Origin of the sequence: Halorubrum distributum JCM 10118, from assembly GCF_000337335.1 — an archaeon.
GTDB lineage: Archaea > Halobacteriota > Halobacteria > Halobacteriales > Haloferacaceae > Halorubrum > Halorubrum distributum.
In genome coordinates this window covers 102,331-113,038 of the sequence record NZ_AOJN01000039.1, presented here as the reverse complement: position 1 = coordinate 113,038, position 10,708 = coordinate 102,331, and the positions used below count along the sequence as shown (strand labels likewise).

At 70.9% G+C, this 10,708-nt stretch carries 11 protein-coding genes and 1 tRNA gene; 9 read left to right on the top strand and 3 right to left on the bottom strand.

Annotated elements, in window-relative coordinates; translation table 11 throughout:
• The first annotated feature begins 82 nt into the window (after positions 1-82).
• The 3 genes from C466_RS06685 to ubaA all read left to right on the top strand — a co-directional run bounded on the left by C466_RS06685 (position 83) and on the right by ubaA (position 3,135).
• On the top strand, positions 83-673 hold the full coding sequence (locus C466_RS06685) for a 50S ribosomal protein L15e (RefSeq protein WP_004598111.1): 591 nt from the start codon (positions 83-85) through the stop codon (positions 671-673).
• Positions 674-799: 126 nt separating this feature from the next.
• On the top strand, positions 800-2,197 hold the full coding sequence (locus tag C466_RS06680; protein WP_004598110.1) for a hypothetical protein: 1,398 nt from the start codon (positions 800-802) through the stop codon (positions 2,195-2,197).
• A 125-nt stretch (positions 2,198-2,322) separates the two neighbouring features.
• A complete protein-coding gene (gene ubaA / locus C466_RS06675; RefSeq protein ID WP_004598109.1) occupies positions 2,323-3,135 on the top strand; it encodes an SAMP-activating enzyme E1 in 813 nt (270 codons plus the stop codon).
• A 40-nt stretch (positions 3,136-3,175) separates the two neighbouring features.
• Here ubaA and C466_RS06670 read toward each other — a convergent pair whose 3' ends face one another.
• Positions 3,176-3,583 (bottom strand): DUF7577 domain-containing protein, encoded by a 408-nt coding sequence (locus tag C466_RS06670; protein WP_004598108.1) that lies wholly within the window; start codon positions 3,581-3,583, stop codon positions 3,176-3,178.
• 171 nt (positions 3,584-3,754) lie between these two features.
• Between C466_RS06670 and C466_RS06665 the strand changes: the two genes are divergently transcribed.
• The 6 genes from C466_RS06665 (at position 3,755) to C466_RS06645 (ending at position 9,789) form a co-directional block, all read left to right on the top strand.
• Positions 3,755-4,135, top strand: coding sequence for a RidA family protein (locus C466_RS06665; RefSeq protein WP_004598107.1), 381 nt, complete (start codon positions 3,755-3,757; stop codon positions 4,133-4,135).
• Positions 4,136-4,429, top strand: a complete 294-nt coding sequence (locus tag C466_RS06660) for a hypothetical protein (RefSeq protein ID WP_004598106.1) — start codon at positions 4,136-4,138, stop codon at positions 4,427-4,429.
• Positions 4,430-4,456: 27 nt separating this feature from the next.
• A tRNA-Ser gene (locus C466_RS06655) sits at positions 4,457-4,538 on the top strand.
• Positions 4,539-5,301: 763 nt separating this feature from the next.
• Complete coding sequence (locus C466_RS16935; protein WP_004598105.1) at positions 5,302-5,469, top strand: hypothetical protein; 168 nt, start codon at positions 5,302-5,304, stop codon at positions 5,467-5,469.
• Positions 5,470-5,571: 102 nt separating this feature from the next.
• Positions 5,572-8,169 carry a DNA topoisomerase I gene (locus C466_RS06650; protein ID WP_004598104.1) on the top strand — a complete coding sequence of 866 codons (2,598 nt, stop codon included), beginning with the start codon at positions 5,572-5,574 and terminating at the stop codon, positions 8,167-8,169.
• A gap of 87 nt (positions 8,170-8,256) precedes the next feature.
• Positions 8,257-9,789 carry a PAS domain-containing protein gene (locus C466_RS06645; protein ID WP_004598103.1) on the top strand — a complete coding sequence of 511 codons (1,533 nt, stop codon included), beginning with the start codon at positions 8,257-8,259 and terminating at the stop codon, positions 9,787-9,789.
• Between the two features lie 16 nt (positions 9,790-9,805).
• Here C466_RS06645 and C466_RS06640 read toward each other — a convergent pair whose 3' ends face one another.
• A complete protein-coding gene (locus C466_RS06640; protein ID WP_004598102.1) occupies positions 9,806-10,174 on the bottom strand; it encodes a DUF192 domain-containing protein in 369 nt (122 codons plus the stop codon).
• Between the two features lie 74 nt (positions 10,175-10,248).
• Entirely contained in the window at positions 10,249-10,503 is a 255-nt protein-coding gene (locus tag C466_RS06635; RefSeq protein WP_004598101.1) for a glutathione S-transferase N-terminal domain-containing protein, read from the bottom strand.
• Between the last annotated feature and the right edge of the window lie 205 nt (positions 10,504-10,708).

Here is a 10,708-nt window from a genome sequence, read left to right as displayed (position 1 = left end):
GCGGTCGGACCGACCGCACGCCCCGGGACGAGACGACATGTGGCCCCTCGCGGCTGAATCGCAACCGTCCGCGCAACACACAATGGCACGAAGCTTCTACTCGCACATCAAGGAGGCGTGGCGGTCCCCCAAGGAGGGGAAACTAGCGGAGCTGCAGTGGCAGCGCAAACAGGAGTGGCGCGACCAGGGCGCCATCGAGCGCATCGAGCGTCCCACCCGGCTGGACAAAGCCCGCGAACTGGGCTACAAGGCCAAGCAGGGCGTCATCGTCGCCCGCGTGAGCGTCCGGAAGGGCGGCTCGCGCAAGCAGCGCTTCAAGGCGGGCCGCCGCTCGAAGCGCCAGGGCGTCAACCGCGTCTCGCGCCGCAAGTCGATCCAGCGCATCGCCGAGGAGCGCGCCTCGCGGAAGTACCGCAACCTCCGCGTGCTCAACTCCTACTGGGTCGGTGAGGACGGCTCCCAGAAGTGGCACGAGGTCATCCTCGTGGACCCCGCCCACCCCGCGATCGAGAACGACGACCAGCTGAACTGGATCTGCTCGGACGACCACAAGGGCCGCGCGTACCGCGGCCTCACTTCCGCCGGCACCAAGGGCCGCGGCCAGCGCAAGCGCGGCAAGGGCACCGAGAAGACGCGCCCGAGCGTCACCTCGAACGACCGGCAGGGCAAGTAGCGCCCTCGACCGCTCCGACGTTTTACTCGCGGTCCGCTCTCACGATGAGCCGCCGCGCCGTTTCTCCTCGACGCAAGAGCAAAGAGACCGCGTCACATACTCCCAACCGTACGTGGCGATCGCCAAGTGACCGCGAGCAGCCCCATCCCCCTCGACGCGTTCGCGACAGAACTCGAGTCGTTCGACAGCGACGCGTTCGCGGCGCTCGTCGGCGAGACGTACGCGGCGACCGCCGACGGCGTCGAGGTCGACCCGCCCCGCGTCACGGTGTCGGAGGGGGGCCGCCGGACCGAACTGCTCGCCGTCGCGGCCGCGGACCGAGGGGTGCCTGACGATGCCGTTGACGCCGTCGACGCCGTCGTCGTCGCGAGCGACTCGCTCGACGACCTCGGCCCCGACCACGACGCCGAGGTCGTGACGCCGGCGGACCTCCGCGAACGGCTCCTGTACGCCGTCCCGCCGGCGGAGGCGAACGCCATCGCCGACCGACTCCTCGGCGTCCCGGTCCGGTCCGAAGCGTACGACGGTGCGGCCGCTTCAGATACCGACGCGGCGGACGACGGCGGTGCGGCCGCTTCAGACACCGACGCGGCGGACGACGACGGTGTGACCGATGTCGACGGCGACGAGTCGGACGGTGAGGGAACGGCGACCGATGACGGCGCGGCGACGGGCGCCGTCGCGTCGGGCGTGACGGGAGGCGATACCGCCTCCCTGCCCACCGACCGGACCACCGATGACTCTTCCGGCGATCCGCGGGCTCGCGACCGATCGAACGCCGCCGTTCCGAGCGGCGAGGCGACGGCGGCCGAGTCCGCCACCACCGGCGCGCCGAACGAGCGGCGCTCTCCGCGGACCGTCCTCGCGGCGGTCGCCGTCGCCGCGCTCCTCGTCGCGGCGGCAGGTGCCGGATTCGCCGCCGGCACCGCCGGAATCACCGAACTCGGCGGTGTCGCCGGCGTCGGGGGCGACGGAACGACCGACCCGTCGGCGACGGACTCGGACGCGACAGGGTCGACGAACGGCAGCGACGGCGGGACTGAGGGGTCCGGGGACGACGCCGGGAACACCGTCTCCGTCGCGGACGGCGATCCGACCGGCGAGGCCGAGCGGAACACCGCCCTCTCCCCCACCTGCGAGCGGTCCGCGCTCCAGGTCGTCCAGATCCAGATGAACGCGCTCCGCTACAACGACAACGCGACGAACGACGGCATCCGGACCCTGCGGGCGTTCGCGTCGCCGCGAAACAAGGAGCTGGTCGGGTCGACCGGCGAGTACGTCGAGCTGTTCGAGACAGAGCAGTACGGGCCGATGCTCACGTACGACACTGCCCAGTACTCGGTGCCGGAGATATCCGACGGCACGGCGGAGGTCGAGGTCGTCATCCGGGAGAACGGCAGCGTCACCGGTCGCTACGAGTTCCGGCTCGTCCGCGTCGGCGGCGGGAGCGGGGACACGGACAGCGCTCTCGGCGACGTGGACGACTGCTGGATGACCGACGCCGTGGCGGCGTCGACGGCGTGACCGCGGACCCCGCGGCGCCGCCACGGAAGCGCTGGCCGCTCGGCGCCGCCTCGGGAACACCGGTTGCGGCGCCCCGACCGGCGATCGGGAACACGATTATATCTGCGCCGGCACTGGTCACGGACATGAGTCTCTCGCTCGACGCGACCCAGCTCGACCGCTACTCCCGGCACGTCATCCTCGACGACGTCGGCCCGGAGGGGCAAAAGCGGCTGCTCGACGCCCGCGTCCTCGTCGTGGGCGCGGGCGGGCTCGGCGCGCCGGCGATCCAGTACCTCGCGGCCGCGGGCGTCGGGACGATCGGTATCGTCGACGACGACGTCGTCGAGCGCTCGAACCTCCAGCGACAGGTGATCCACGGCGACGGCGACGTGGGGCGCAAGAAGGTCGACTCGGCGGCGGAGTTCGTCGCCAACCTCAACCCCGACGTCGACGTCGAGCGCCACGAGCTGCGGCTCGACGCGGGCAACGCCCGGGAACTGATCGCGGACTACGACGTCGTCGTCGACTGCTCGGACAACTTCGCCACCCGCTACGTGGTGAACGACGCCGCCCGGATCGAAGGGGTGCCGGTGTCGCACGGCGCCATCTACAAGTTCGAGGGGCAGGTGACGACGCTCTCGCCCGACGGCCCCTGCTACCGCTGTCTGTTCCCGGAGCCGCCGGAGCCCGGGACGGTGCCCGACTGCGCCAGCACGGGCGTCCTCGGCGTCCTCCCGGGAACGGTCGGCTGTCTCCAGGCGACGGAGGCCGTGAAGCTGATCATGGACGTTGGCGACCCGCTCGTCGGCCGGATGCTGTTTTACGACGCGATGGATCTCTCCTTCGAGACGGTACCGTACGCGCGCAACCCGGACTGCCCGGTGTGCGGCGACGAGGGCATCGACAGCATCGAGGGAATCGACTACGCGGCCGGCTGCCAGATCGACGCGGCCTGATTCGGTCGGGCCGGCGTCCTCGCCGACCCGCCGCGAACGCTCACAGCGACCGGTCGGCCATCGCGCTCCCCGCGGTGACGCCGGCGTCCTCGTCGACGAACCCCGACTGGACGCACCACCGGCAGTACCGGTAGCCGGTCCGGTTCTCCGCGCCGCAGTGCCGGCAGACGACCGTCTCGCCGTCGGCGTCGAGCGGCGGGGGACCGTCTTCACCGCCGCCGTCGCTCGTCTCGCCCGGCTCGGCCGCCGGATCGGCGTTCGGGTCGCGGTCGAGCGCGAGCGTCGGCCCGACGCCCTCGCCGTCCGCGTCCGACGACCGGGTCGCGACCGAGCCGAACAGCTCCGCGGGGTCGCGGTTCCGCCGAACGAGGAGCCACGTCACCGCGAGGTTGAGCGCCGCTACGCCGACGAACACCGCGGCGAGCGGCAGGAGCTGATCTCCCGTCATATGTGTACTGTTACCATCCGAGCGTTTTGTGTCTGACGGTGGGACAGGTCGGCCGGTTCGGTCGGGGTCGGTTCGGTCGGGATCGGCCGGGGTCGGTTCGGTCGGGATCGGCCGGGGTCGGGCGCGCCGCTCCAGAGTACTCTTGAGGCCGCCGGTCGAAGGCGCACCCGCATGAAGGAGACCATCCACACGGACGACGCCCCGGCGGCGGTGGGCGCGTACAGTCAGGCGACGACCGACGGCGACCTCGTGTTCACGGCCGGGCAGATCCCGCTCACGCCCGAGGGGGACCTCCTCGACGACGCGTCGATCGCGGACCAGACCGAGCAGGCGCTCGACAACCTCCTCGCGGTGCTGGAGGAGGCGGGCGCCGGGCCCGAGGACGTGCTCAAGACGACGGTGTTCATGGCCGACATGGAGGACTTCGACGAGATGAACGAGACGTACGCCGGCTACTTCGACGAGTCGCCGCCGGCCCGCTCCGCGGTCGAGGCGGGGGCGCTCCCGAAGGGCGCCGGCGTCGAGATCGAGGCGGTCGCCGTCGTCGAGTAGATGGCCGACGGCGAGGGGGAGTGGGGGAGCGAGCCGGACGCCGTGACCGACGGGTCCGCCCCGGCACCCGGCGCGGCGGCCACCCCGCGCGCCAGAGCGCGCTCCGCGGCGCTGTGGGGGATCGTCGGCGGGTTCGCCTTCCTCGTGCTCGCGCAGGGATACCGGCTTCTCGGTCCCGGATCGCTGCCCGTCGGGTTCGGGGGACTGGTGCTGGTCGGGTTCGCAGTCGCGGCCGCGTCGGCCGGTATTACGTACCTCGCCGAGGCCCGGGTGCGTGCGAAAAGAAGGACTTAACAGTCACACCGGATTATCTCCGCGTGAGCCAGGATGGCCGAGTGGTAAGGCGCACGCCTGGAAAGCGTGTTCCCATCCGGGATCGGGGGTTCAAATCCCTCTCCTGGCGTTTTCGACGAACAACACGGCGAGCGTAGCGAGCCGTTCGTCGAAAACCGAGACTGAGGGATTTGAATCAGGGAGTGAAGCGAGCGGAACGACTGAGGTTCAACTCCCTCTCCTGGCGTTCTGTCGACGCCGACTACGAGCGAGGAGCGGCAGCGACGAGCGAGTTCGGTGTCGGCGATGCTGATGGGCCGTCCATTTATAAACAACCGAGCGGTGCGCTGTTGATTGTTTATAAATGGACGATTACGGATCGGCGTCGGACACCACCTCCAAAGCCCCAGCTGCGAGGGCGGCGTACGCTCGCTGCGCTCCTCGTCGCTCGTTTCACTCGCTCCTGCGGTGCTTGCGTCGCCTACGCCGCCCTCGCAGCTGCCCCTTTGAGTCCCACCCCCGCACCGCACAGCACCGCCGGAAGACGGTCGCCTCGCTTCGCTCGGCGCTGCGTCTTCCGTACTCCCGCTCGCTCCCTCCGGTCGCTCGCGGGACCGCAGCCTCACGCCTCCCCAGCCTCGTCAGTCGCCGTCGCTTCGCTCCGCCGACTGACTCCCTCGCGCGGTGCTGCTCGCGGCCTGCGGCCGCTCGCAGGCACGCGCCGACCGCATCGTTTATTTATAAGTAATTGTCGCTGCCGGCCGTCGATATTTAAACACTCAGTTATTGTCGTCGGGCTGCGCTGCTCCGATGGCGTCCCCTCCCCCGCTCGCGGATGCGTCCACACACCGACACAAGATTCATATGTATGGGGGGAGTTGACACGGGTGACGATGCCAGACACGAAATCGGGCCGCGAGCGGAAAGGGAGGAACAAGCGCCGCCAACTCGAGAACCACCTCGCACGGCGCGAACTCGACGCGGACGACGAACCGCCGGAGCCGTATGTCGAGGCCACAGACGCGGAGTTCCTCGCCGAGTCCGACGACGCGGCCCGGTGACGGTCGCGTCCCGATTCGTTTTCTGAGGCCGTCCGTCCCCGAGCCTGCCCGCAATCTCGCGTCGCGAAAGCTTTAGACCCGGGAGCGGCGTATCTCGGCGCAATGAGTCGCGGCCCCGAGCTGATAATCACGGAGAAGGACAACGCGGCGCGGCGCATCGCCGACATCCTGAGCGGCGAGTCCGCGACCGCGGAGCGGATGAACGACGTCAACGTCTACGAGTGGGGCGGCAAGCGGTGCATCGGGCTCTCCGGCCACGTCGTCGGTGTCGACTTCCCCGCCGAGTACAACGACTGGCGCGACGTCGAGCCGGTCGAGCTGATCGACGCGCCCGTCACCAAGACGCCGACGAAGGAGGGGATCGTCGCCGCGCTGCGCCGGCTCGCGCGCAACGCCTCCCGGGTCGTCATCGCGACCGACTACGACCGCGAGGGCGAGCTGATCGGCAAGGAGGCGTACGAGCTCGTCCGCGAGGTGAACGAGGACGTGCCCGTCGACCGCGTGCGCTTCTCCTCGATCACCGAAAACGAGGTGCAGGAGGCGTTCGCGAACCCCGACGACCTCGACTTCGAGCTGGCGGCCGCGGGCGAGGCCCGCCAGACCATCGACCTCACGTGGGGCGCCGCACTGACGCGGTTCCTCTCCCTGTCCGCCCGCCAGCTCGGCGACGACTTCATCTCGGTGGGCCGGGTCCAGGGGCCGACGCTCAAGCTCATCGTCGACCGCGAGCGCGAGATCCAGGCGTTCGACCCCGAGTCCTACTGGGAGCTGACCGGCGAGCTGGCGAAGTCCGGCGGCGACCCGTTCGAGGCGCGCTACTTCTACCTGAACGACGAGGGCAACGAGCGCGAGCGCGTCTGGGACGGCGACGTCGCGGAGGTGCTCACCGAGGCCCTCGCCGCCGCCGACGCGGCGACCGTCGACGACGTCGACCGCCGCACCCAGACCGACGACCCGCCGACGCCGTTCAACACCACCGCGTTCATCCGCGCGGCGGGGTCGCTCGGCTACTCCGCGCAGCGCGCTATGTCGCTCGCGGAGGACCTCTACACCGCCGGCTACGTTACCTACCCGCGGACGGACAACACGGTGTATCCCGAGGATCTGGAGCCCGCGGAGCTGATCGAGGAGCTCTCGGCGGCCTCGACGTTCGGGACGGACGCGGCGAGCCTGCTCGACGGCGACGACGAGATCGAGCCGACCGAGGGCGACGAGGAGACGACCGACCACCCGCCGATCCACCCAACCGGCGAGCTCCCCTCGGCCTCGGACCTCTCGGACGACGAGTGGGAGGTGTACGAGCTGATCGTCCGCCGGTTCCTCGCCACCTGCGCCGACCCGGCCACCTGGGAGCGGCTGCGCGTCGTCGCGCTCGCGAACGGCGAGGCGACGCCCATCGCCGAGACCGCCGACGGGCTCGCAGCCCTCCGAAATCCGGACGACGCGGCGAAGCCGGCCGACCTCGTCGCCGACGGCGGCCTGCGGCTGAAGGCCAACGGGAAGCGGCTGCTGGAGGCCGGCTACCACGACGTCTATCCGTACCGCTCCAGCGACGAGCGGATCGTCCCGGACGTCGAGGTCGGCGAGACGCTGTCGCTGTCGGACCGCGCCACCGAGGGGAAGGAGACCCAACCCCCGCGGCGCTACGGCCAGTCGCGGCTCATCGAGGAGATGGAGAAGCGACAGCTCGGCACGAAGGCGACCCGCCACCGGACCATCGAGAAGCTGTACGACCGCAACTACGTCGAGAGCGACCCGCCCCGGCCGACGCGGCTCGCCGAGGCGGTCGTCGAGGCCGCCGAGGAGTTCGCCGACCGGATCGTGAGCGAGGAGATGACAGCCCAGCTCGAACAGGACATGGCGGCCATCGCGGCCGGGGAGAAGGCCTACGACGAGGTGACCGAGGCCTCCCGCGAGCTGCTCTCGCGCGTGTTCGACGACCTCACCGAGTCGCGCGAGGCGGTCGGCGACCACCTCCAGAACTCGCTGAAGGCGGACAAGACGCTCGGTCCCTGCCCGGAGTGCGGCGCGGACCTCCTCGTCCGGAAGTCGCGGCAGGGGTCGTACTTCGTCGGCTGCGACGGCTACCCCGACTGCGAGTACACGCTCCCGCTCCCGTCGACCGGGAAGCCGCTCATCCTCGACGAGACCTGCGAGGACCACGAGCTCCGCCACGTGAAGATGCTCGCCGGCCGGAAGACGTTCGTCCACGGCTGCCCGCAGTGTAAGGCCGACGAGGCCGACGAGCAGGAGGACGAGGTGATCGGGACTTGCCCCGACTGCGGCGAGGAGCACGGGGGAGACCTCGCGATCAAACGACTCCGCTCGGGCTCCCGGCTCGTCGGCTGTACGCGCTACCCCGACTGCGACTACTCGCTGCCGCTCCCCCGGCGCGGCGAGATCGAGGTCACCGACGAGACCTGCGAGGAGCACGACCTTCCGCACCTCCGCGTCCACTCCGGCGACGAGCCGTGGGAGCTCGGCTGTCCGATCTGTAACTACCGCGAGTTCACGGCCCGCCAGGAGGGGTCGGAGCTCCAGGCGGTCGAGGGGATCGGCGAGAAGACCGCCGCGAAGCTGAAAGACGCCGGCGTCGACGGCGTCGACGAGCTCAAGTCGGCCGACCCGGACGACCTCGCGAGCGACGTCGACGGCGTGGGTGCCGACACCGTCCGCGACTGGCAGGCCAAGGCGGACTGACCGGTTTCGGGCCGACAGCCGTTTCCGGACCGGCGGGAATCATAAAACCATAAACACATATGGGCGGAGTGTCTCCCTTGTCGACAGATGGGGGACCGGAGGGGAGATCCGTCGGCCGACGACCGACAGTCGTCGAGCGGCGACGCCGTCCCGACCGGGATCCTCCGGGCGTTCGTCGAGGCGATTCCGACCCCGACGCTCGTCTGCGATCCGGAGACGCTGACGATCCGGGCCGCGAACGCGCCCGCGGCCGACCTCCTCGGGCACGACCGCGGCACGCTGACCCTGATGGGCCTCCCCGACATCGGTGAGAACGACGTCACCGTTTCCGGGGAGTCGATCGCCGAGGTCGCCGCGGCGGCCGCCCGGCTTCCCGGGTCCGACGGGGCCGACGCCCCGGTCGAGCGGTTCGAGTGGAACCTCCGGCTCGGGAGCCCGGGACTGCGGGTCGACGGGGCGCTCCACGCGGCGACGATCGCCGGCGACGAGTGGCTCGTCGTCGGCCTCTCCGACGCCACCGCCCGCGTCGCCGCCGAGACCGAGCGCGACGCCGAACGCCGGCTCGTCGACGCGCTCGCCGAGACGGTCCCGCTCGCGCTGTTCCGGTGTACCGAGGAGGGGACGCTCGCGCGGTGGAACGGCCGGCTGGCGGCCGACTCCGGCTACGACCCCGAGTCGCTCTCGGGGCGGGCGCTCGCCTCGCTGTTCGACGAGGAGACGGGCGGCCGCGTGACCGACGCGCTCTCCCGGGTGTACCGCGAGGGAGAGACCGTGTCTCGAGAGGCGCGGCTGCTCACCCGCTCCGGCGAACGCGTCCCCTACCGGCTCTCCGTCGGTCCCGTCACCGACGGCGACCGGGTCGTGGGCGCCGTCGGCGTCGGCGAGGACCTCACCGAGGCGTCGCTCCGGGAGGAGCGGCTCGCGGTGTTGACCCGCGTCCTCCGACACAACTTCCGGAACGACCTCAACGTCGTCACCGGGTTTACCGGCCGGGCAATCGAGGCCGTCGACGACCCCGAGCTGACGGGACAGCTCGAGCGGGTCGTCGACACCGCCGAGCGGCTGCTGCGCCTCGGCGAGACCTCGCGGAAAGTGGAGCGGCTGCTCTCTCAGCGCCCCTCGCCGCGGCCGGTCGCGCTCGCGCCCGCGGTCGACGCGGCGCTCGAATCGCTCCCGCCGGAGATCCGCGAGCGCGCGGCCGTCGACGTCGACGTCCCCGAGGGGATCGCCGTCTCCGCGGTCGCGTACCTCCCCGAGGCGATCACCGAGCTCGTCGACAACGCGGTCCGGCACAACGACGCCGACGACCCGCGGGTACGGATCTCGGCCGCGGAGCTGCCGAGCGAGTCGTGGGTCTCGCTCGTCGTCGCGGACGACGGCCCGGGGATCCCGCCGGCCGAGCGCGCCGTGCTCACCGGCGAGGAAACGCCGCTGGACCACGCGAGCGGGCTCGGCCTCTGGTACGTGAACTGGATCGTCACCGCCGGGGGCGGGAGCCTCGACATCGCCGAGAGCAAGGCCGGCGGCAGCCGGATCGAGCTGTCGCTGCGGGCCGCCGAGGAGCCGCTGCCGGAGGACGCGGACCTGTTCGATCCCGACGCCGCCGAGGACGGCGCGTAGCTCCCGGGCCGCCCGCTCACTCGACCAGGCGCAGCTCGTCGCCGACCGCCACCGCCTCGGCCGCGCCCGCCTGTAGTTCGACCACGGTGTCGGCGCGGCCGCGCCCCAGCCCGACGAACGGCGCGAGCCGCTTTTTCGCCGTCACCTCGCCGTCGGCGATCCACACCGCGTCGATCGCGAACGGCACGAACAGCATGTGGAGCCACTGCGTGTCGGGCTCGTCGAACGGGAAGGCCAACGCGTAGTCGTCCGCGATCGACCGCCGGAACATCAGTCCACGAGCCTGTTCGAGCGTCGAGCGCGCGACGTCGACGTCGCTCGCGAGGACGGTCTCGGTTCGATCGCTCCCCGGTGCGGGGCGGTGAACGAGTCGCACGCCCGCCACCTCGCCGCGGGCAGATAAATAGCCTCTCGTTCGGTCGGCGTCAGCTCAGCTCTCGCCGCCGATCGCGTCGGCGCTTAGCTCGCGCTCCCGTACGTCTCCTCGAGGTACTCGACGATGTCGTCGCTCTCGGACATCCCCTCGACCCCGTGCTCCTCGTCGACGAGGACGGGAACGCCGGTCTGCCCGGAAACCTCCTCGACCTCGGTGCGCTCGCCGTGCGAGCGCGGCACCATCACCGACCCGTACTCCAGGTCGAGGTCCGCCAGCTTCGTCTTGACCTTCGCGCAGTACGGACAGCCCTCGAGCTCGTAGAGCGTTAGGTTCGCCATCACCGTCGCGTAGGAGACGGACCCGTAAAGAGGTGCGGCCGCGGATGCGTCCGCCGCGCACGGGCGGTCGAGCGCGTTCCGGCCGCAGACAGCGGTGTGGGGGACGCTACCGGTAACTGCGCGAAAACCGGAGGAAATCGGAGCGCGTGAACGGGGTGGTCGGCGAGGCGATGCCGGGTCGGCGTCTATGGAAATCTGTCTCCGG

Excerpts from the sequence above, each read along its gene's own strand:
- C466_RS06685 (WP_004598111.1), top strand. The coding sequence starts at position 83 with ATGGCACGAAGCTTCTACTCGCACATCAAGGAGGCGTGGCGGTCCCCC.
- ubaA (WP_004598109.1), top strand. The coding sequence starts at position 2,323 with ATGAGTCTCTCGCTCGACGCGACCCAGCTCGACCGCTACTCCCGGCAC.
- C466_RS06670 (WP_004598108.1), bottom strand. The coding sequence starts at position 3,583 with ATGACGGGAGATCAGCTCCTGCCGCTCGCCGCGGTGTTCGTCGGCGTA.
- C466_RS06665 (WP_004598107.1), top strand. The coding sequence starts at position 3,755 with ATGAAGGAGACCATCCACACGGACGACGCCCCGGCGGCGGTGGGCGCG.
- C466_RS06660 (WP_004598106.1), top strand. The coding sequence starts at position 4,136 with ATGGCCGACGGCGAGGGGGAGTGGGGGAGCGAGCCGGACGCCGTGACC.
- C466_RS16935 (WP_004598105.1), top strand. The coding sequence starts at position 5,302 with ATGCCAGACACGAAATCGGGCCGCGAGCGGAAAGGGAGGAACAAGCGC.
- C466_RS06650 (WP_004598104.1), top strand. The coding sequence starts at position 5,572 with ATGAGTCGCGGCCCCGAGCTGATAATCACGGAGAAGGACAACGCGGCG.
- C466_RS06645 (WP_004598103.1), top strand. The coding sequence starts at position 8,257 with ATGGGGGACCGGAGGGGAGATCCGTCGGCCGACGACCGACAGTCGTCG.
- C466_RS06635 (WP_004598101.1), bottom strand. The coding sequence starts at position 10,503 with ATGGCGAACCTAACGCTCTACGAGCTCGAGGGCTGTCCGTACTGCGCG.